The 21,162-nt window shown below is 42.8% G+C and carries 17 protein-coding genes; 9 read left to right on the top strand and 8 right to left on the bottom strand.

What is annotated here, in order from left to right; translation table 11 throughout:
- Positions 1-58: 58 nt before the first annotated feature.
- The gene (gene trpC / locus GQR42_RS03720) at positions 59-949 is read left to right on the top strand and encodes an indole-3-glycerol phosphate synthase TrpC (RefSeq protein WP_158198949.1); all 891 of its coding nucleotides are present in this window, start codon (positions 59-61) and stop codon (positions 947-949) included.
- A 271-nt stretch (positions 950-1,220) separates the two neighbouring features.
- The gene (locus GQR42_RS03715; RefSeq protein ID WP_158198948.1) at positions 1,221-2,375 is read left to right on the top strand and encodes a pyridoxal-phosphate-dependent aminotransferase family protein; all 1,155 of its coding nucleotides are present in this window, start codon (positions 1,221-1,223) and stop codon (positions 2,373-2,375) included.
- A 131-nt stretch (positions 2,376-2,506) separates the two neighbouring features.
- Here GQR42_RS03715 and GQR42_RS03710 read toward each other — a convergent pair whose 3' ends face one another.
- The 5 genes from GQR42_RS03710 to GQR42_RS03690 form a co-directional block, all read right to left on the bottom strand.
- The gene (locus GQR42_RS03710) at positions 2,507-3,442 is read right to left on the bottom strand and encodes a LysM peptidoglycan-binding domain-containing M23 family metallopeptidase (protein WP_158198947.1); all 936 of its coding nucleotides are present in this window, start codon (positions 3,440-3,442) and stop codon (positions 2,507-2,509) included.
- Positions 3,443-3,461: 19 nt separating this feature from the next.
- Positions 3,462-4,760 (bottom strand): homoserine dehydrogenase, encoded by a 1,299-nt coding sequence (locus GQR42_RS03705; protein WP_158198946.1) that lies wholly within the window; start codon positions 4,758-4,760, stop codon positions 3,462-3,464.
- Positions 4,761-5,144: 384 nt separating this feature from the next.
- Positions 5,145-6,437, bottom strand: a complete 1,293-nt coding sequence (locus GQR42_RS03700; RefSeq protein WP_233271253.1) for a hypothetical protein — start codon at positions 6,435-6,437, stop codon at positions 5,145-5,147.
- 230 nt (positions 6,438-6,667) lie between these two features.
- A complete protein-coding gene (locus GQR42_RS03695; protein WP_158198945.1) occupies positions 6,668-8,023 on the bottom strand; it encodes a (Fe-S)-binding protein in 1,356 nt (451 codons plus the stop codon).
- Between the two features lie 9 nt (positions 8,024-8,032).
- Positions 8,033-9,319, bottom strand: a complete 1,287-nt coding sequence (locus tag GQR42_RS03690) for an FAD-binding oxidoreductase (RefSeq protein WP_158198944.1) — start codon at positions 9,317-9,319, stop codon at positions 8,033-8,035.
- Positions 9,320-9,719: 400 nt separating this feature from the next.
- Between GQR42_RS03690 and GQR42_RS03685 the strand changes: the two genes are divergently transcribed.
- Both GQR42_RS03685 and radC read left to right on the top strand, forming a co-directional pair.
- Positions 9,720-10,907 (top strand): aspartate aminotransferase, encoded by a 1,188-nt coding sequence (locus GQR42_RS03685; RefSeq protein ID WP_158198943.1) that lies wholly within the window; start codon positions 9,720-9,722, stop codon positions 10,905-10,907.
- A gap of 97 nt (positions 10,908-11,004) precedes the next feature.
- Positions 11,005-11,736, top strand: coding sequence for a RadC family protein (gene radC, locus GQR42_RS03680; protein WP_052276465.1), 732 nt, complete (start codon positions 11,005-11,007; stop codon positions 11,734-11,736).
- Positions 11,737-11,923: 187 nt separating this feature from the next.
- Here the strand turns inward: radC and GQR42_RS03675 are convergent, their stop codons facing one another.
- Complete coding sequence (locus GQR42_RS03675; RefSeq protein ID WP_158198942.1) at positions 11,924-12,235, bottom strand: DUF4164 family protein; 312 nt, start codon at positions 12,233-12,235, stop codon at positions 11,924-11,926.
- An 820-nt stretch (positions 12,236-13,055) separates the two neighbouring features.
- On the opposite strand from GQR42_RS03675, the gene purM reads away from it, so the two are divergent.
- The gene (purM, locus tag GQR42_RS03670; RefSeq protein ID WP_158202370.1) at positions 13,056-14,081 is read left to right on the top strand and encodes a phosphoribosylformylglycinamidine cyclo-ligase; all 1,026 of its coding nucleotides are present in this window, start codon (positions 13,056-13,058) and stop codon (positions 14,079-14,081) included.
- Positions 14,082-14,524: 443 nt separating this feature from the next.
- Positions 14,525-17,473 carry an MGH1-like glycoside hydrolase domain-containing protein gene (locus GQR42_RS03665; RefSeq protein WP_158198941.1) on the top strand — a complete coding sequence of 983 codons (2,949 nt, stop codon included), beginning with the start codon at positions 14,525-14,527 and terminating at the stop codon, positions 17,471-17,473.
- Positions 17,474-17,567: 94 nt separating this feature from the next.
- On the opposite strand, the gene cofH is transcribed toward GQR42_RS03665, so the two are convergent.
- Together cofH and psb29 are read right to left on the bottom strand one after the other, a co-directional pair.
- A complete protein-coding gene (cofH, locus tag GQR42_RS03660) occupies positions 17,568-18,704 on the bottom strand; it encodes a 7,8-didemethyl-8-hydroxy-5-deazariboflavin synthase subunit CofH (protein WP_158198940.1) in 1,137 nt (378 codons plus the stop codon).
- 137 nt (positions 18,705-18,841) lie between these two features.
- A complete protein-coding gene (gene psb29, locus GQR42_RS03655) occupies positions 18,842-19,528 on the bottom strand; it encodes a photosystem II biogenesis protein Psp29 (RefSeq protein ID WP_199273326.1) in 687 nt (228 codons plus the stop codon).
- 133 nt (positions 19,529-19,661) lie between these two features.
- Here psb29 and GQR42_RS03650 point away from each other — a divergent pair, with 133 nt between their 5' ends.
- The 3 genes from GQR42_RS03650 to GQR42_RS03640 all read left to right on the top strand — a co-directional run bounded on the left by GQR42_RS03650 (position 19,662) and on the right by GQR42_RS03640 (position 21,107).
- Complete coding sequence (locus GQR42_RS03650) at positions 19,662-19,823, top strand: hypothetical protein (RefSeq protein WP_158198938.1); 162 nt, start codon at positions 19,662-19,664, stop codon at positions 19,821-19,823.
- A gap of 152 nt (positions 19,824-19,975) precedes the next feature.
- Complete coding sequence (gene smpB, locus GQR42_RS03645) at positions 19,976-20,440, top strand: SsrA-binding protein SmpB (RefSeq protein ID WP_158198937.1); 465 nt, start codon at positions 19,976-19,978, stop codon at positions 20,438-20,440.
- A gap of 118 nt (positions 20,441-20,558) precedes the next feature.
- Positions 20,559-21,107, top strand: coding sequence for a DUF2808 domain-containing protein (locus GQR42_RS03640; RefSeq protein ID WP_158198936.1), 549 nt, complete (start codon positions 20,559-20,561; stop codon positions 21,105-21,107).
- The last annotated feature ends 55 nt before the right edge of the window (positions 21,108-21,162 follow it).

Below are 21,162 nucleotides of genomic sequence, written 5' to 3'. Positions count from 1 at the left end.
TTCCCGATAACTAATCACTGTTAAACTAATCACTGTTCACGCTCTGGACAGTGAAAAAATGCAGATCCGAAGAAAACACCCCAATCCTTCCGTTAAAGTTGAGAGTTTGAGTTATGTGGTGAAAGTCCCAGAGGCACAACCGCAAAATATTTTAGAAGAAATCGTTTGGCATAAAGAGATAGAAGTCGATAAATTGCGTGAACGGTTGCCTTTATTAGAATTACGCCAAAAAATAGCCAATACTACGCCACCTTGCGACTTTTTAGCCGCCCTAAAACAGGGTAAAACCCACCCCGCTTTGATTGCCGAAGTGAAAAAAGCTTCCCCGAGCAAGGGAGTTATCCGCCAAGATTTTGATCCTGTAGCGATCGCCCGTACCTATGAACAGGGAGGAGCCACTTGTTTATCGGTCCTAACCGATAGTAAGTTTTTTCAAGGTAGTTACGAAAATCTTAGCCTCGTCCGGCAAGCGGTATCTTTACCCCTATTATGCAAAGAATTTATCCTTTATCCCTATCAAATCTACTACGCTCGCTCTAAAGGAGCCGATGCTGTCCTTTTAATTGCCGCTATTTTAAGCGATCAAGACCTAGCATATTTTGTCAAAATTGTCAAGGGTTTAGGGATGACAGCTTTGGTAGAGGTGCATAGTCTGGCCGAATTCGATCGAGTGTTAGCCATTGAGGGAATCGAACTAATCGGCATCAATAACCGCAATTTAGAGACATTTAAAGTCGATTTAGACAATACTCGCCAATTACTAGAAGCGAGGGGCAAACAGGTGCGAGAAAAAGGTATTCTGATCGTCAGCGAATCGGGATTACACACAGCAACAGATCTAGCCACAGTGAAGCAAGCGGGAGCAAATGCGGTTCTAATCGGCGAATCTTTGGTAAAACTGCCCGATGCTGCCGCAGGTATCCAGAAACTCTTTGAAAATCGGGAATAGAAGTTAGGAAGTGGGGAGATGGGGAAGTGGGGAAGTGGGGAAGTGGGGAAGTGGGTAATTTCAAATAAAACCCTAACACCCCCCGCAACGCGCACGCAGTGACCACCCTATCACCCCAAAACCCTATCACCCTATCCCCTGATAACTGACACGGCTATCTGCCGGGATATAATCAGAGTTTGCCGAATCTTAAATCATCCCCTCAGAATTGATGCGATCGAGATTTGGTTTTTTATCTTTTTAAATATGGCCCAACGAGAGAGGACGAACCATGGAAAATAAAAATATGTTGATGATTCCCGGCCCCACACCAGTGCCGGAAGCGGTATTATTGGCTATGGCTAAAGCACCTATAGGTCATCGGACGGGTGCTTTTAGCAAGGTAATCGCCGAATTAACCGAAAATCTTAAATGGTTGCATCAAACCAGTGGCGATGTTTTAATGCTAACTGCTTCGGGAACCGGTGCCATGGAAGCGGGAATTATTAATTTTCTTAGCCCCGGCGATCGAGTTTTGGTGGGGGATAATGGTAAATTTGGGGAACGTTGGGCGAAAGTGGCGAAAGCATACGGCTTAAATGTGGATGTCATTAAGGCAGAATGGGGTAAACCCCTAGATCCAGAAGCATTCACCGCTAAACTGACCGAAGACAAGGAAAAAGCCATCAAAGCGGTAATTATCACCCATTCGGAAACTTCCACCGGGGTTCTCAATGACTTGGAAAGCATTAACAAAGCGGTAAAAGACCACGGGGAAGCTTTAATTATCGTCGATGCTGTCACCAGTTTAGGAGCTTATCATATTCCCATCGATGAATGGGGTTTAGATGTGGTCGGTTCTGGTTCCCAGAAAGGTTATATGATTCCTCCCGGTTTAGGTTTTGTTTCCGTGAGCAAAAAAGCTTGGAAAGCCTACGAAACCGCCAAACTGCCCCGTTTTTATCTAGATTTAGGCAAATACAAAAAAGCCACCGATGAGGATAGTTCCCCCTTTACCCCTCCAGTTAACCTGATGTACGGTTTACAAGCTTCTCTGCAAATGATGAGAAGGGAGGGATTAGCGGCCATTTTCGCCCGTCACCAACGCTTAACCAAGATGACGCGGGCGGGTATGCGCGCCCTGGATTTGCCCCTCTATGCGGCGGATTCCTGGGCTTCCACGGCGATTACTGCGGTGGCCCCCACTCTGGTGGATGCGGAAAAAATTCGTTCGACTCTCAATAAAAAGTTCGACATCGCTGTGGCTGGTGGTCAGGATCACCTCAAGGGTAAAATCTTCCGTATCGGTCATTTAGGTTTTGCTAGTGAGAGGGATATCCTCACGGTTATCGCTGCCATTGAAGCGACTTTAATCGAGTTAGGTGTCGAAGGTGTCACCCCCGGCGCCGGTGTGGCAGCAGCTGCCGCTGTGATGGTGCAGGGTTAATCTTGGGTTTATTTTTCCCCTTCTCCCCAGAGAGGGGGATTTTGGCGGGAAAATATACTTTATAGTATGATTAACTCCCAATCCAACTTTAAAAACCCAGTTATGAATTGCTTCCCCCGCTCGGCACTCACTCACTCTCCTATACCTTTTAAACAGGATTTAGTCTGACTTGATTGCGGGCCGATTTGGGGCAAATGCAAAGCTGGATCCTGCGCTGTCCAACCGACGGGAGTATCTAAGCGCACTTCAAAATGAAGATGGGGGGGAATAATATCTGGTTGTCCGGTGGTGCCAACCGCACCGATAACGTCTCCTGCTCGTACCCGTTGGTCAATTCTCACTGTAACCCTGCTTAAATGAGCATAACGGGTCTGCCGGCGACCTAAATGATTAATTACTACCAAATTACCATAGGCCCCTTCCTGACCCACATAAATCACTAGACCATCCTCGGTTGCTAGAACTGGTGTACCAATATCGGCGAGAAGATCAATACCACTATGAAAGAGATTTTTCTGTTCCGTGGGGCTTTTTTGCCAACCGTAGGCTAATCCGACAGTGCTGGCCAAGGGTAAGGGATAAGAACTTAATCCAGTATAATCCGAGTGCTTGCCCGTGGCGGACCAATTGGTGCCGGGGATAAAAACTATTGTCGGCCGGCGACCACAACCGTTAAGCTCAAAGAGTATATCGGCACGAATACCATAGGCCGCTTCTAAATCGCGCCAAGTGGAACCTTTCGGTGCTTCGATGCGAATGCCGTTCATCGGGGGAATGAAGATTTCTTTCCCCACGGGGGCCAAACCATTTTTGAGAATAGTCGGATTGAGTTTAATTATCGTTGCCGGGATGAGAGCGTATTTTTCGGCGATGGAGGCGATCGTTTCTCCCGCTTGGATTTTATGGCGTTGTAACCTTGATAAAATCGGCAGGGGACAAACATTATCGGAACCTTGGGCAAAAATTAATTTTTGATTTAAGGTCAAAAAACCTAGACAAAAAAACAAAATTGTGCTATTGAAACTTAGCCAACTTTTCTCACTTCTGATTCTCCGACCCATGACCATAAAAAAGCGATCTCTATAATTACAAAACCCGGAGAATACTAGGAATACTGTCAATAGCTTCTAAAGACTCTATGGCTGCTAAAGCGTTGCGGAAATTGCCCTCGCGTACATCGTGGGTGACAACGACAATTTCGGCTAAATTACCCCTAATACCAATTTGTACCACGGATTCTAGACTAACCCCATGGTCGCCGAAAGCCATACCTAAATGACCGATTACCCCCGGCACATCGCGACAGAGAAAACGAGCATAAAAACGGGTCGATAAATCCTCCATCGGGGCAATTTGACAATAATGCTGGTGAATACAGCTTAAAAGCGGGTCAAGTTCCTTGGTTTTGCCACTACTTTTTAAAATTCCGACGATATTCATCACATCCGATACTACCGCGCTGGCCGTCGGTCCGCTACCGGCACCGGGTCCGTAAAACATCACTTGTCCCAAGGGTTCCCCCTCGACCAGAATAGCGTTATAGACCCCGTTAGCATTAGCGAGGGGATGGGTTTTCGGTACTAGGGTCGGATGAACCCGCAACTCTAGGGTATCGGAATCCTCTTTAACCGTATCTTTCGCGATCGCTAATAATTTAATCACAAATCCCAGTCTATCAGCGTAGGCGATATCGACGGTGCTAACTTGCCGGATACCTTCACAGTAAACATCTTCCCGTTTTACCCGACCTCCAAAACCCAGAGAGGCTAAAATGGCGATTTTATCGGCTGCATCGAATCCATCCACGTCCGCAGTGGGATCAGCTTCTGCATAGCCTAATTCCTGAGCTTTGGCCAAAACTTCGCTAAAATCTGCCCCTTTTTGGCTCATTTCCGTGAGAATATAGTTAGTTGTGCCGTTGACAATTCCCATGATGCTGCTGATGCGATTAGCGCCGAGGGATTGTTTTAAGGGTTTAATGACGGGAATTCCACCACCCACTGCCGCTTCTAGAAGGACATAAACCCCTTTTTCGTTAGCCTTGGCGTAGATTTCATCGCCAAAACGGGCAATAACCGCCTTATTTGCCGTGACAACGTGCTTTCCCGATGCGATTGCTTGGAGAATTAAAGAGCGTGCCGGTTCCAAACCCCCCAATAATTCGACAATAATATCAATTTCGGGGTCAGTAACGATCGATTCTAGGTCAGTGGTCAACAGCTGGGGGGAAAGCTCGATTTCTCTGGGTTTATCTAGAGATCTAACTCCCACTCGTCCAATGGTAATCTCTTTGAGTACGGGATGACGACCAAAAGGATCAAGGAGGATTTTCGCTGTTCCTGTCCCCACAACTCCGAAACCGAGTAAACCAATCTTAAAGGTCACGCTTTTATCTCCTGCTAGTCCGACGCAAAAAATACTAATAGTTAAGCCATCGCCATTGTCGATTTTATCATTACAAGGTCTTTGTCTGTGGGGTTTTCTTTTGCTTCTGTTCAGGAACTGATGATGATCAATGTGCAGTATTTTTGTATTAAAATCAAGCCAATCTCGATCGCATTTAAACGCTTATCCTGTGATTGTGATTGATTTTATTGAGCGATATAGATATTCGGCAATGTGAGTAACATTTTTTATCATACCTCTAATTTAGGATTACAATAATTCTCTATCTAGTTGATATTTTTGAACAAATAAATCGACTCTCTTTGAGCAAAGAGCTATGTTAGCACCACCAGTTGGGACAATTTGACTCAACTGCACGATCAACTAAGCTATCCAGCCCCAATTACCATACCAAAGAAATAGAATCGATAAAAAATAGGTAAACAAGAATAACAGAAAACCATAAAAATAACGATTTTTTTGGCTCCAATATCCAAGAATAATAAATATTGGAAATATTGTCATCATATACCGCATCATTGATTCTGTTGTTCCTGTACTTAAAGGCAAAAAAAAGCTCAGGAAGGCAAAAATTAACAGGGAAATATTGAGAGGCTTTTTAACGATAGAGAATAGCAAAATACCTAAAAAAGAGAAGCTAAAAAAAGTATTTAATAATCTAACTGCATTATTGGCATCTTTTGGAAAGATAAAATTGATATTCTTCCAGTAGTTTATTAGAGTAATTAAAGGAAATACTCTCTCATCTCTACCCCATAAATCCTGAACTTTAATAAATGCCAAAGGTTCATTGAATTTCCAAGCTAAAAATACCATATAAGCGATTAACCCACAGGGTATTAATAGGAGGAAAAGACTTTCTCTCCTGGGAAGCTCTTTTTTCTTTAAATATTTCCAAAGTAATTCGATAGCAAAAGCCAGAAAAATTATTACTCCTGTGACTCTAGTTAAACTGGCAAAAAATCCAAAAAATCCAGACCAAAAGTATTTCTTGTTCAGAAAGAAATAAAAACAAGCAGCGGTGGTTAGCAAATAGAGGCTCTCAGTATAAAAACAGCTATAAAAAAAGGAAGTAGGAAAAACTAACATAAGAATTAAAACTTTTTCACTGCCTCTTTTATTTAGATAAATATTACTAATTTTATAAACAAAAATCAAGGCAAATATTAGACATAAATTAGAAAGCAAAAGACCAGCAATAGGCACACTTAAGGAAGTTAAAGATGCAATTGCTTTGACTAAAATAGGATAGAGAGGAAAAAAAGCAACGTTCGATTGTTTTTCAGGATTGTATGAATATCCTGTTTGAATAATTTCGTTGTACCAGGCACTATCAAAACGAAAGAAAGAATCCAAATAATGATTATCGGGAAACATATGCCAAAAAGGTGCTTGAGGAGATGAAGATTCATTCATCTGACTAAAACTGAGTCCGATGAGGTGCATCAGTAAAAGCGTTCCTCTCCAAATGATGAAGATTTTTAATATATATAAGAAAAGCTTTCTTGATTGACTAAAGTTGCTAGTTTCGGCCTTTAGTTGCATATTATTGATTTCTCCTAAAAAAAAATTTATGGTTGAGTTTGAATTAGGAAATAAATAAATATGACCAGTTTTAAGTCCAGGGTTTTCCCGAACCTTGCCATGGGGAAACAAAAGTAAATTATCTTAGTAAATAGTTGAGTCTGATTGCTCCTAACTGTATCTTTCTGTGAACTGGATTCTAAGATTGAAGGGCGAACAATAATGTTCCCTAGATTTTTCCTGATGCTATTTCTACCGAGTAATAAGAGAGGAGAGGTGAAACCCCTCTATCAAAATTCTAGGTGACAGTAAGGACAAACTACCGAGAAAATTACCGAAAATTAAGATAAAACGGGGATGAACTAGGAAATTTTCAGCCCGCGAATCGCATAATCTAATAATTCGATGGGATGAATAACGGGTGTATCTTTTCCCTGTAATTGTAGATGTTTTTTAATTTGTAGGGAACAACCCGGATTAGGAGAAGCAATCACCGCGGCCCCAGTATTTAATAAATTGCCTACTTTCTGCTGACCTAATTGATCGGCAGTATCTGGCTGTAGCATATTATAAACTCCGGCACTACCACAACACAAGGCCGCATCGATAGGTTCTTTTAAGTTAATATTGGGGATTTTTTGCAATAATTGCCGTGGCTGCACCGAGATTTTTTGTCCGTGTAAAAGATGACAGGCATCTTGATAAACTAGGGTTAATTCTGTCTCGGTAATCGGCGATAAATCAGCAGTTAATCCCACTGCTGCCAAAAATTCTTGGGCATCGCGTACTTTAGCCACAAACTCCTTAGCCTTATCTTTATATTCAGGATCATCGGCTAAAATATGATGATATTCCTTGAGAGTATGACCACAACCCGCCGCATTGATAATAATATAATCAACCTCGGTTTCTGCGAAACTATCGATCATTTGTCTGGCTAAACTTTGCGCTTGTTTTTCCTGTCCTTGATGTGCGGGTAAAGCAGCACAACAACCCTGGGTTTTGGGGATAACCACTTCGCAACCATTGGCAGTTAAAACCCGCACCGTCGCTTCATTTACTGGTGAAAAAAAGAGTCTCTGCACACAACCTAAAACTACTCCCACCCGATAGCGTTTTTCAGTTTGGGAGGGAATAACATCGGCATAATTTTTAAACAGAGAGTCTAGGGTAATTTTGGGTAAAATTGATTCCATGGCCGCTAGACGGGGAAAGAGCATTTTTAAGATACCCGATTTCCTGACTAGGGTTTGTAATCCCAGGGTTTGATATAACCAGAGGAAGGGTAAAAATAATTTGAGACGGACGGGATAGGGAAAGAGATTAAAAATGAGAAAACGAATAATTTTATCTTTAAAACTTCGGGGTTGATTGCGTTCCACTTGCGGACGAACTGCGGCGATTAATTGATCGTATTGTACTCCTGATGGACAGGTACTAACACAGGCTAAACAACCTAAACAAGTATCAAAATGTTGGCTAGTGGTTTCGTCTAAAACTGCTTCCCCTTTGTTGATAGCATTCATCAGATAAATTCTACCCCGGGGGGAGTCCATTTCTTTGCCAATGACTCGATAACTGGGACAGGTAGATAGACAAAAACCACAGTGAACACAACTATCGATTAATTCTTGAGCGGGGGGATTCTTGGGGTCAAATCCTTGATTTTTTTGGTCGATTAATTCTTGAAAGTTAAGGGAATGTTCGGAGGTTTGCATAATTTTTAATTAGATTTTGTTAAGAAAGCGTTCAGGACTAAAAATACCGTGAGGATCGAATTTAGTTTTTAGGGTTTTCATCATGGTAATCGCATTACCTGTATAACCCCAAGGTTCAATTTTTTCCTTGAGCGATGGAGGCGCGGTTAACACCGTTAAATAACCCTGATTGGCACTGCATAAAGAGCGAATTTTGTCAAGATTTTCCTCCGATTTTAAGATAACTTTACCCACCCCACTACTAATATTAATCGAGGCTAGTCCGTTAATTTGGTCGATAACTAGGGCTAAACTGCTGGGTAATAATCCTATTTTGCCGAAAAAATTGCCCTCTTGGTCATAATTATCCATTGTTTTTCGGTATCTTTGCCATAGAGAAACTTCTTCCTCATCCCGATAAGAATTAGTCTGACAATCTAACTGTTGTCCTAAATAACTCACCTGTTGCGATTGTTCGCTAATACTTTCGGGAATGCTTTGAAAACGCAGCAATAAAGCGACCTTTTCCCCTAATCCTAGTGCTTGCGTCATCCCTAGGTTTAAACATTCAGCGACGGTGGGAGTTAAGGCCGATTGCCGAATAACTTGACTTAATTTACTAATATTTTCGCTATTTCCAGTGATTATCAGGGTTTCTGAGTTAGCAGTTTCGGGATACAGTCGCAGGGTAATCTGATCGATAATCCCTAAAGTGCCGTAGGAACCCGTAAATAGCTTCATCATGTCGTATCCCGCCACGTTCTTGACCACACGCCCTCCAGCTTTAGCAATCTCGCCATCGTGACGGATAAAGGAGAATCCTAGAATCAGATCCCGGACTCCACCGTATCTTTGCCGCCATGTTCCGGCGTCGGCCGTGGCCATAATACCGCCAATCGTGGCATTATCGGCATCACTGGGATCAATAGGAAGAAATTGACCGCTAGAAGCTAAAAAAGCCTGTAAATCCGCTAGTTTAAGCCCAGCTTGCACGGTTATAGTTAAATCTCCCCTGGCATGGTCAATAATCTGGTTGAGATTTCGGGTACTGACTAAAATATCGGGTGACTCGACTAATCCACCCCAATCTAATTTACTGCCTTGACCGTAGGCCAATAAAGACAGACGATTTTCGTTGGCAAAACGCACCAGAGAGGCTAAAGCGGCCGTATTAGCGGGATAAACTATAATTTCAGGACTTTTGCCCCTAATTGCCCTTGATAGTCTTTCTTGTTCCTCCTTTGGCACTTGTGGCCAAGCTATAACCGTCGTGTCGGGGGGTAAAATAGAAGTTATCTGGGCAGCGATCGCAGTCATGTTTGACAAAAGAATTGAGAAGTGAGGAGTCAGGACTTACCGGGGGATAATCCCGAAGAATGGGGTTAATGCTGGGGCTAATCAGTAATTTTCAGCCTCTATTAATTAGATTACCTTAGTTTGGCTCTCCATCTCCGATGTGGGGCAATTCCAGCCATACTGAGGCAGCAAAAAAGCTCTCTTGCATAAATCAAAAAATTTTCGGCAAATGTCGGGAAAAAGCGAAAGGTTAAAGGGAAAATTATCCTTTTGCCTCTTGCCTTTTGCCTCTTGCCTCTTGCCTTTTGTCTCGTCTCAACAAGCAATTTAAATGAGCGGGCAGCTTAATAACTAACTGCTAAATTAGCCATACACTCGTGTCATAATGTTAGATTACCTCGATCAGTAAGCCAAGAAGTTAATGAGTGTAAATTGGACGAATAGCCGCGCCAAGCGATTAAGTGCCTTACCCCCTTACGTTTTCGCCCGTTTGGATGAATTAAAAGCCTTAGCCCGCAAAGAAGGACTAGATTTAATCGATTTAGGCATGGGTAATCCCGACGGTTCTGCCCCGCGTCCAGTTATCGAAGCGGCCATTCAAGCTTTTGAAACCCCCCAATTTCACGGTTATCCACCCTTTGAAGGAACCGCCAGTTTCCGAGAAGCGATCGCTAAATGGTATGATCGCAGTTATGGTGTGGAACTCAATCCCGATAACGAAGCTTTGCCCCTGCTAGGTTCCAAAGAGGGCTTATCTCACCTCGCCCTAGCTTATGTTAACCCCGGCGATGTGGTCTTGGTTCCCAGTCCCGCCTATCCCGCCCATTTTCGCGGTCCCTTGATTGCTGGGGCGACGCTATACCCAATAATCTTAAAAGCGGAACAGGATTGGCTGATAGATATCGATTCTATCCCCGAAGATGTGGCTAAACAGGCGAAAATCCTCTATTTTAACTATCCCAGTAATCCCACCGCCGCCGTTGCCCCCCTGGAATTTTTTGAAAAAATCGTTGCTTGGGCCCGGCACTATGAGATTATGCTCGTCCACGATCTCTGTTATGCTGAATTAAGTTTTGATGGTTATCAGCCCACCAGTTTATTAGAAATTCCGGGGGCAAAAGAGATTAGTGTAGAATTTCATACCCTCTCGAAAACCTATAATATGGCCGGCTGGCGCGTCGGTTTTGTCGTGGGCAATTCCGATATTATTCAAGGGTTACGCACCCTGAAAACTAATCTCGATTATGGCATCTTTTCCGTCATCCAAAAGGCTGCCGAAACCGCCCTACAACTGCCGGATGAATACGTCAAACAAGTACAGGAAAGATACCGACAGCGACGAGATTTTTTAATCAAAGGTTTGGGGCAATTAGGTTGGGATATTCCCCCCTCTAAGGCGACAATGTATCTCTGGATTCCCTGTAGCGTCGGTATGAATTCCACGGATTTTGCCCTCAGCGTCCTACAAAAAACCGGTGTCGTTGTCACTCCGGGCAATGCTTTTGGAGAGGGAGGGGAAGGTTATGTGCGCGTCAGTTTAATCGCCGATATCCCGCGATTAGGGGAAGCTTTACAGCGCCTCGAAGATGCGGGAATTCGCTATCAGTAAAGAGAGTTTTTCCCCTTGATTTACCGGCAAAATCCCTCTAGGCACTGACTAAAATTGCGATTATGATGGAATTTTATCGCGGTAGCTTGCCACTTCCATGACCTACAGCTTAAGAATCGCCGATATTCCTGTCAGTGAAAGACCAAGGGAACGTTTAATCAGCGTCGGGGCGAAAAACCTCAGTAACGCCGAATTATTAGCGATTTTACTAGCTACAGGTCAAGGTAAGGGGAAACTCTCGGCGGTGGGTTTAGGACAGCATATTCTCAACGAATTGAGTAAATATCGCCGGGAGCCTTTGGACGTTTTGAGAGATATTCAGCCCCAGGAATTAACCGCTATTCATGGCATTGGACCGGCTAAGGCTACTACTATTCTAGCGGCGATCGAATTGGGAAAACGAGCTTTTCAACGACGACCGACGGAAAAAATGGTCATCGATAGTCCCGATACCGCTGCCGCTATCCTTGGCCACGAACTAATGTATCAGTCTCAGGAACGTTTCGCCGTTATTTTACTCGATGTCAAAAATCAGTTAATCGCACTAAAAGTGATTACTATCGGCACAGCCACGGAAACACTGGTACATCCGCGAGAAATCTTTCGAGAAGTAGTGAAACAATCAGCTACTAAGTTAATTATCGCCCATAATCACCCCACCGGGTCACTTGTGCCTAGTCAAGACGATATTTTACTCACAGAACAATTATTACAGGGAGCTACCTATCTAGCCATTCCTCTCCTAGATCATTTGATCCTCGGTAATGGCAACTTCCAAAGTCTTCGCCAAATCACAGATCTTTGGGAAAAATATCCCCAAGAAGATTAGACCTCTTGTAAAAATAAAAGATTGTTGTTGGGGTTAGGAGTCAGTAGCCAGTAGCCAGTAGTCAGGAGAATTAAGAATGAATAATAATTAATTAAATGGCCTATTTACAGATTTTATGCAATTTAATCCTTATTTTTGCCGTCGAGTAGTTTAAATTTTTAGCCGTTTCAATTGGGCGTTAATTTCTTCAAACATTATGCGATCGCTGTAAAGGATTGGGAATAAAACCAAAAATTTTGGCCGCTCCTCCTAAAATGACAACAACCAAAGCTATCAGAATCCCCCGATTGGTAAATTCCTGATCAGCGACTCTTGCAGTTAACCCTTTAATTTCTGCGGTTAGTCGCTCATCTAAAGCTTTAATGTCCCCTCTTAATTCTGATTGTCCTATCTCTAGCTTGTTTAAACGCTCGTTGACATCTCTTTGTAAAAAGTCGATTTTCCCCTCAATCCTTGTCAAGACAGCCTCAAGGGAATAAGTGACCGTTTCGTTAGACATTTTGCTAAACTCCTAATTAATTAGGGCTGGCTGAATAAATGTGAAATGTAGGCAAGGTAAGAGTTTTGTGGCTTTTCTTGCGAAACAGGTGCAAGATTTTGAGATAATCGTGCTTCAAAACCTGGCATCTTGAGCGGCGATTGCGTCCTGTAGGGGCGAAGCATTCGGGTAATAACCTATCGGTGAAACCATAGATTTTCTATCCGAATGCTTCGCCCGTACTTTTTGCTGCAAACCCTAATTAATTAGGGCTGGCTGAATAAATGTGAAATGTAGGCAAGGTAAGAGTTTTGTGGCTTTTCTTGCGAAACAGGTGCAAGATTTTGAGATAATCGTGCTTCAAAACCTGGCATCTTGAGCGGCGATTGCGTCCTGTAGGGGCGAAGCATTCGGGTAATAACCTATCGGTGAAACCGTAGATTTTCTATCCGAATGCTTCGCCCGTACTTTTTGCTGCAAACCCTAATTATAGCGGTATGCAGTCGAATGAGGTATACTGCAACAAGCTATAAGTCAGTCTAGGCAAGACGATGGTCTGTATCTCACTCAAGCGAATACCGCTATAAGTAATCTCAATTAATTGTTAGATAGTGGCGTAGGCTTCTGGTTCTCTGTATTTTATCTTTAATTGTAACTGGCTACTTAGTTGATGATAGGTGCTGCGTTACAACGGATTGTCACCTTCGAGTCAAAGCAGCAATTTTCCGTCTCACGCACCCTACGCTTTACCTCCCACTTCCCAATTCATAATTCCTAATTTATAATTCCCATGGGACCGAAATCTGGGTAAAATTTGAGAGATACAATCGGTCAATTGGGCATGGATTATAAAGAAGCGGGCGTGGATGTGGAAGCAGGACGCGCTTTTGTCGAGAAAATTCGCCAAAATGTGGAAAGTACCTTCCGTCCCGAAGTTATCGGCGGTTTAGGCGGTTTTGGCGGCTATTTTCAGTTACCTTCCGGTTATCAGCAACCGGTGTTAGTATCGGGAACTGATGGCGTAGGAACCAAGCTAAAAATTGCCCATAGTCTCAATCGCCATGATACGGTGGGAATTGACCTCGTGGCCATGTGCGTCAACGATGTCTTAACCTCCGGGGCCGAACCTTTATTTTTCTTAGATTATCTCGCCACCGGTAAACTGGAAGCGTCACAGTTAGCGGCAGTGGTATCGGGAATCGCTAGTGCCTGTCGTGATAGTGGTTGTACTCTTTTGGGAGGGGAAACGGCGGAGATGCCGGGGTTTTATTCGGCGGGAGAGTACGATTTAGCGGGTTTTTGCGTCGGTATTGTCGAAAAAAGTCAATTACTCGACGGCAGTAAGGTGCAAATCGGCGATGTGGCTATCGGTTTAGCCAGTAGTGGGGTTCACAGTAACGGTTTTAGTCTTGTTCGTAAGATTATTGACACCCAAGGCTTAAATTGGCAAGATTGCCCCGAAATTTTGGACGGCTTTAGCTTAGGTGAAGTTTTGTTAACTCCCACTAGACTTTATGTCAAACCTGTGCTGGAACTGCTGCGCTCTGGGTTAGATATTCATGCCATGGCCCACATTACTGGGGGTGGCATCCCGGAAAATTTGCCCCGCTGCTTGGGGAAAGGGCATTCTGTGCAGATTTACCCCGAAAGTTGGCCAGTTTTGCCGATTTTTCAATGGTTAGCCCAGATGGGTTCGGTTAATGCCGAAGCCATGTTTAATACTTTTAATATGGGTATCGGTTTTGTGATTATTGTCCCATCAGATCTGGCGCGATCGACTATTAATCAACTACAATCCTCTGGCATTAATGCCTACCAAATCGGGGAAGTAATTGCCGGTAAGGGGGAGATTGTTGGGCTTGATTAAAGTTAGTTGAAGCTAAGAAGATTTTGCCATCAATTCCCCCAAAAAATCAGGTTGACTGGCAGGGATAGCAGCAGAGTTTCGGCCTATCCCCAACCGAAGTTATATTAAGTTTTTTTTACTTAAGTAGTTATACCTAGTCTGCTTCTCGATAGAATTAGGTCAGAGCCTCATAAGGCACTTTTTTAGAGAAAAAGAGGTTATAGCCATGCAAGGAACGCCTATCCCCCAACTCTTAGGGTAGCGGTGGTCTGGGGAAAAGGTGCTGGTGACTGGAGCTTCGCGATTTAAAGGCAGTTGGTGATTTGATGCTCCCCGAAGCGCTCATGGGAGGGATTCTTGGTTCAATAAGTCCACCATACCAAGTACCTAAGTACAGGACAAAAAATCTAAGGACTGCAAAAAGCTAAGTACAGGACAAAAAATGAAGATAAAGGAGAAAAGTCATGTTTACAATTCAAGATACCCAAAAAGATAATTCCTTCGCAGAAGCTCGGAAACAAACTGAAGAATACAAACGCTTACAAAAAGTCCGTGAACAAAATATCCCTTGGAAAAAATGGGGTCCCTATTTAAGCGATCGCCAATGGGCAACTGTCCGAGAAGATTATAGTCAGGATGGTAGTGCTTGGAAATATTTTCCTCATGATCATGCCCGTTCTCGTGCCTACCGTTGGGGAGAAGATGGAATATTGGGAATTTCTGATGAGCGTCAGCATCTTTGTTTTGCTATTTCTCTTTGGAATAGTAAAGATACTATTCTTAAAGAGCGATTTTTTGGACTAACAGAAAGCGAAGGAAATCACGGGGAGGATGTCAAGGAATATTACTTCTATTTAGATAATAACCCTACTCATTCTTATATGAAGGCATTGTATAAGTATCCTTATAAATTTCCTTATGATGATCTCGTTAAAGAGAATCAAAAACGAAGAAATGCTAAGTGTAATCTAGGAGAAGAACACCCTGAATATGAGCTAATTGATACTAATTGTTTCGGCGAGGGATACTTTGATGTTGTTGTCGAATATGCCAAGAAGACTCCTGAAGATATTTTGATTAAAATTACTGTTTGGAATCGAGGCTCCAAAGCTCATCCACTACATATTTTACCTACTCTCTGGTTTCGTAACACTTGGTCTTGGTTAGGAGATGCAGAAAGAGAAAAACAAAAACCAAGTTTGCAGAGAGTTTTGGAAAAAACTGGCAATAATATGGTGATTAAAGCTCACCATGGCGAGTTAGGTGATTATTATCTCTATTGTCAAGGAGATACTCCTCTGTTATTTACAGAAAATGAAACTAACAACGAACGCATTTTCCATACTCCTAATGCGAGTCAATATGTTAAGGACGGAATCAACAATTATGTGGTTAATCAAGAGCTAGATAAAGTCAACCCTGAACAGAAAGGGACAAAAGCGGCCGCTCACTATAATCTGACTATTGAAGCTAAAGCTGATAAACCTCAAGTGATATGGTTGCGCTTGACAGATATTGCGCCAGATAAACTACCTGATGCTAATCCTTTTGGAAGTGATTTTGAGGAGGTTTTTGACAAGCGCAAAGAAGAAACCGACGCATTTTATCAAGCTATTACTCCTACAGATTTTCAAATTTCAGGTGAGGAACGACAAGTTCAACGACAGGCATTTGCAGGAATGCTATGGAACAAGCAGTTTTATTACTATATAGTTCAAGATTGGCTCAAAGGAGATTGGTCATATCAAGACAGAAAGTGGCATAAAATATACCCCTCAGATAGCCTACCAGATAAAGCACAATCCGACACTAGAAAATTTAACTCGAAATGGACGCATCTACATAATGAAGACATAATTTCTATGCCAGATAAATGGGAATATCCCCAGTATGCTGTCTGGGATTCAGCTTTTCATGCTGTTACTTTTGCTTTAATAGACCCAGATTTTGCTAAAGAACAATTGTGTCTATTTTTAGAAGAGTCGTATATCCATCCTAATGGACAGTTACCATCTTTTGAATGGAACTTTAGTGAAGGTAATCCACCTGTTCACGCTTGGGGAGCTTGGCAAGTTTATCAAATTGAGAAACGTATGTATGGTTTTTCGGACAAAGATTTCCTAAGAAAGATATTTCACAAGCTCAATAGTAACTTTAATTGGTGGTTAGAAGTTCAAAAAATACCCGAAAATAATCTTTTTAGTGGAGGCTTTTTAGGACTAGATAATATCAGTCTCATAAATCGCAGTCACTTTAAAACTGATGATGTAAAAATTGAACAAGCAGATGGAACAAGCTGGATGGCTATGTTCTGCTTAAATATGCTGAGAATTGCCATAGAGTTGGGAAGTCAAGACCCATCTGGCGAAGAGATAGAGGCTGCCACCATGTTCCTCAAAGAATTCCTTAATATCGCCAATGCTATCAATGATATTACTGAAAAAAATAGAACGCATTTGTGGGATCAGAAGGATGAATTCTATTACGATATTCTCAGTATTGTTCAGGAAAATTTGACCCTAGAGTTTCCCTTGAAGTATCGTTCATTAGTCGGTTTAATTCCCCTATGTGCGATTGATATTTTTGAATCCGAAAGACAGGAATCTCAAAACCAGATAATCGATGCTTTTAAATCTAAGTTCTCTGACCCTAATTCATTGTCCCAATTGTTCTTGCCAGGAACCGACTTTAATTACTTGAGAGGAAAATATGAAAGTTTCTACATCGCAGACAAGCATAATAATGATAACCTGGAGATGTATTTGTCAATTGTTGACTTTGATAAGTTGCAATTAATCGTCAAAAAGCTACTGGATAAACAGGAGTTTTTGAGCGACTATGGTATTCGCAGTCTTTCAAAAGTTCACGATCCTAATTCTGAGTTTGGTTCGCCTTACTCGATTCCTTGCTTCATGAAAGATATGTATGACAGTGTTTTACCTTCCAGAATTCTCTACGAACCTGGAGAAGCAGGTAACTCTCCTGTACATACAGGTAATTCTAATTGGCGCGGTCCAATATGGTTTCCTGTGAATTTTCTAATCATTGATTCGCTTTATAAGTTTCATGATTACATTCATGACTGTCTAGGAGATGAGTTTAAAGTGGAGTTTCCCACTGGAGAACGTGGAAGAAATACTCTTGAACAAGTAGCGGTAGAAATATCCAAACGCTTAATCCGTATTTTCCTGCCTGATTGGTCAGGGAAACGACCAGTTTACGGAGATAACCCAAAACTTCGTCAGCTTTTCAAAACCCCTGATGGCCAGGATTTAATACTGTTCTACGAATATTTTCACGGAGATACAGGTCAAGGACTGGGAGCAAGCCATCAAACAGGTTGGACAGGACTCGTAGCTAATTTGATCTATAAGGTCGGAGAATATAACTGTCTCAATAGCGCACCTTCTTAATACTCAATTAACGTTAGTCGGACGAGAGAAGGAAAGTTTTAACCCGGGACAGGATCAAGCTTTCAGCTAATCCAGGATTCGGGTTAAATAGACTCTAATAGATTGTACCCCGTTGACGGGCAGGGCGATCGAGGGATTTAATCGCCGTTTCTAATTCCTCGACGGTCAAACAAGTACCGCCCAGGGCCCCGGCCATAGTGGTAATATGTTCTTCCATGAGAGTGCCACCGAGATCGTTGCAACCCCAGTTTAAGGCTTCTGTCGCCCCCTGTAAGCCCAATTTTACCCAACTGGGTTGATGATTTTTAATGCTATTGCCCAAATAAATCCGCGCCACTGCCGTTAATTTTAATGTATCGGCTAAGATTGGTTGATCTCGTCCGACTCGATTTCTCAGGGGTTTGGGGGCTGATTGTCCCACAAAAGGCAATAAAATAAATTCGGTGATTTTAGCCCGATAATTATTTTCTAGGGCGATTTCTTGCTGTTTTCTAATTTTTTCAAGGTGCTGCACCTGTTGGCTAGGGGTTTCAATATGACCGCAGAGCATGGTACTGGTGGTATGTAACCCCAAACGATGAGCAATACCGACTATTTCTAACCAAGTGGCGGCATCGATTTTTTCTGGACAAATTACCCGTCTTACCTCATCCACTAACACCTCGGCAGCCGTCCCTGGGAGAGAATTCACTCCTGCTTCTTGCAGGGAAGCGATAACTTTTTCGTAACTTAAACCGTCTTCCCTAGCGATAAATTGGACTTCTTGGGGCGAAAAAGCGTGTAAATGCAGGTCAGGAAAAGCTTGTTTCAGGTTTTTAACAATTTCGAGGTAATAGTCTAAGGAATTGCCCTTAATCTTGGCTTTTGGGTTTAATCCTCCCTGCATACAAATTTCTGTCGCCCCACGACGGACAGCATCCGTCGCTTTAGCGATAATTTCCTCTAAATTAAGCCAGAAGGCCCCCTCTTCATTTTCATCGCGTCTGAATGCACAAAAACTACAATGCTGCTCACAAATGTTACTAAAATTAATGTTGCGATTGATCACGTAGGTGACGGTATCTCCTGCCTGTTGACGACGCAAAAAGTCGGCAGTTTCCCGAATCTGGGCAATTAAACGGTTATCGGTAGTTTCTAGCAAGATAATCGCTTCTTTCGCCGATAAATTTGCCCCTGACCGCGCTTTTGCCAAAATATCGGTTACGGGTGCGCTGATGGAGGAGTTAGTCACGGGAAATAAATATTGAGGGTTGCTGATCCTAATTGTAGAACGAGGTCAGAAGGAACAGTAAAGAAAGAGAGCCGATTTAATCCTTTTTCTGTTCCCTATTCCCTTGTCTGCACGCGGTAATTTCCGGTTGAGAGCCTTTATTGCAGGGTGGTTTGTTTTTCCTGTTCTTTTTGTTGACGTTTTTTCTTTTCTGCTTCTAGAGCATCTTCGATAACCTTGAGCAGCTGATCCATTTTATCAAGATTACCGCGATAAACATCGAGGTCTTTTTGCAGTTTCTCGCTGGAGAGATGGAGAATTTCTGAGAACTTTTGCAAAATTTGTTCGCGTTTTTCTTTTTCCTTGATCATGTCCGGTTGTGCTTCCGCCAAAATTGTATAGAGACCGATGGCAAACAGGCGACTATACTTAAACTTAGGCGCGTTGATAACCGAAACTAAACTATCAGACAACTGATTGTTACCACCCATAGCAGGGTTTTGCAGTTGGGAAAGCAAGGAATCAATATTAGTTTCTTTGGCAATAGCGATCATATTTTCGGCATCACGACGATAGACTTCGGGATTACCGTTAACCGCTTGGCACAAAGCATTAAAAATATTCGGTTTATCCTCCCCCGGACGATAGCCTTCCATGAACTTCTCGAAAGAAGTAACCACACCAAGGGCATAAATTGGATCATAATGGAAATCTACATTAACAGAGAGCAGGTGCATCTCGACTAATAATTCCTCAACCACGCGCCGATACACCGAATTGATGGGGCGGGTGTGGCGAGTATAAAAATCACGCTTACTATCGGAAACAGTACGAATTTTGTCCACAGAACCAAACTTCATAAAAATTTAACACTGCTCTCATTTTCTCCCTTCTCGTTCCCCCTGACAAGGCCAGTGATCACCAAAGAGCCGCAAGCAGTCAGTCCAGAGAGAGCAAAAGAGCGAGTAAGATGGGGAAATGGGGAAATGGGGAAATGGGGAAATGGGGAAATGGGGAAATGGGGAAATGGGGAAATGGGGAAATGGGGAAATGGGGAAGTGGGGAAATGGGGAATTTCAACTAAAACCCCAACACCCTAAAACCCTAAAACCCCAAAACCCTAAAACCCCAAAACCCTAAAACCCTAAAACCCCAAAACCCCAACACCCTAAAACCCTAGCACCTAACCCCCAAAACCCTAAAACCCTAACACCCTAACACCCCAACACCCTAAAACCCTAACACCCTAAAACTCTAACACCCAAAAGCTTTTTCACTTTTCACTTGACTATATGGCCAATCAAGACGACAAAATCAAAATTATCACTGATAACCGGCAAGCACGCCATCTCTACGAGATTTTAGAGACTTTTGAAGCGGGGGTGCAGTTGCTGGGGACTGAGGTTAAATCTGTGCGCGCTGGTAAGGTGAACCTGCGGGATGGTTACGTTTTAGTCCGCAATGGTGAAGCGGTGTTAATTAATGTTCATATTTCCCCCTACGAACAGAGTAGCGAATATTTTAATCACGATCCGCGCCGGACGAGAAAATTGTTGATGCACAAAAAGGAAATCAGCAAGCTCATCGGTCAAGTGGAACAGAAAGGCTTAACTCTTGTGCCTTTGAAGATGTATTTTAAAGGTAGTTGGGTAAAAATCAGCATTGGCCTCGGTAGAGGCAAGAAATTACACGATAAACGCGAAGATTTGAAACGTCGTCAAGACCAACGGGATATGGCGCGAGCGCTGAAGCGTTAATCAAGACACTTATCGGACTGGCAAAGGTCTAGGTAAGAAACGAGCGGGTTTTGTTACAGTTGAACTGTATTCGGCCTCTTGCAGCCATCACCATCCCCCTCACCTTGGGTTAAAATTTATGTTAAAACTCTTGACAAAAGTAATTAAATATGCTAGGACACCCGCTTTGATTGCTCTATCCTTAGCGGTGGGTGCGGGGATTATTTTACCAAAAATAACTTTAGCCAATGGCAACCCCGGCCTAACAATTTTTAGCGGAGTTGATCGCAAGGATATCTTAGATTATTTCTTGCAATTTGGCGGTCGTCCCAGGCAAATGGATCGTTATAAACTCTATATCCCCCCGAAAAAACTCTCCCAAGGGGCCGCAGCTTTTTTTATTTCCTATCCCGATTATTTTAACGGCCAGTTTGACACCAATAAAATCGAGGTACGCATCAACAACAAATCTTTACCTTTAAAGGAAGTGGTTTGGGATAAGGATAGTCGCATTATTCAAATTGTCCCCGAACAACCGATCGATCCGACCAGCAAAGTTGAAATCGTCATGTCTAATGTCAGAAATCCCGAATTAGGCACTTATTACTTTACCTGTGATGTGATTGCCTCTGGTAATATTCCCGTCCGTCTCTACGTTGGTACTTGGATTGTCAGTATCGAACCTTAAAGTATTTATTGGGGATGGGGAAATGGAAATAGGGAAATAGGGAAATGGGGGAATG

The organism is Microcystis aeruginosa FD4 (assembly GCF_009792235.1).
Lineage (GTDB): Bacteria > Cyanobacteriota > Cyanobacteriia > Cyanobacteriales > Microcystaceae > Microcystis > Microcystis viridis.
This window is presented reverse-complemented; position numbering and strand designations above follow the sequence as displayed.

What these genes read in the sequence shown, in the direction of transcription:
- trpC (WP_158198949.1), top strand. Translation starts at nt 59, where the DNA reads ATGCAGATCCGAAGAAAACACCCCAATCCTTCCGTTAAAGTTGAGAGT.
- GQR42_RS03715 (WP_158198948.1), top strand. Translation starts at nt 1,221, where the DNA reads ATGGAAAATAAAAATATGTTGATGATTCCCGGCCCCACACCAGTGCCG.
- GQR42_RS03710 (WP_158198947.1), bottom strand. Translation starts at nt 3,442, where the DNA reads ATGGTCATGGGTCGGAGAATCAGAAGTGAGAAAAGTTGGCTAAGTTTC.
- GQR42_RS03695 (WP_158198945.1), bottom strand. Translation starts at nt 8,023, where the DNA reads ATGCAAACCTCCGAACATTCCCTTAACTTTCAAGAATTAATCGACCAA.
- GQR42_RS03690 (WP_158198944.1), bottom strand. Translation starts at nt 9,319, where the DNA reads ATGACTGCGATCGCTGCCCAGATAACTTCTATTTTACCCCCCGACACG.
- GQR42_RS03685 (WP_158198943.1), top strand. Translation starts at nt 9,720, where the DNA reads ATGAGTGTAAATTGGACGAATAGCCGCGCCAAGCGATTAAGTGCCTTA.
- radC (WP_052276465.1), top strand. Translation starts at nt 11,005, where the DNA reads ATGACCTACAGCTTAAGAATCGCCGATATTCCTGTCAGTGAAAGACCA.
- GQR42_RS03675 (WP_158198942.1), bottom strand. Translation starts at nt 12,235, where the DNA reads ATGTCTAACGAAACGGTCACTTATTCCCTTGAGGCTGTCTTGACAAGG.
- purM (WP_158202370.1), top strand. Translation starts at nt 13,056, where the DNA reads ATGGATTATAAAGAAGCGGGCGTGGATGTGGAAGCAGGACGCGCTTTT.
- GQR42_RS03665 (WP_158198941.1), top strand. Translation starts at nt 14,525, where the DNA reads ATGTTTACAATTCAAGATACCCAAAAAGATAATTCCTTCGCAGAAGCT.
- GQR42_RS03650 (WP_158198938.1), top strand. Translation starts at nt 19,662, where the DNA reads ATGGGGAAATGGGGAAATGGGGAAATGGGGAAATGGGGAAATGGGGAA.
- smpB (WP_158198937.1), top strand. Translation starts at nt 19,976, where the DNA reads ATGGCCAATCAAGACGACAAAATCAAAATTATCACTGATAACCGGCAA.
- GQR42_RS03640 (WP_158198936.1), top strand. Translation starts at nt 20,559, where the DNA reads ATGTTAAAACTCTTGACAAAAGTAATTAAATATGCTAGGACACCCGCT.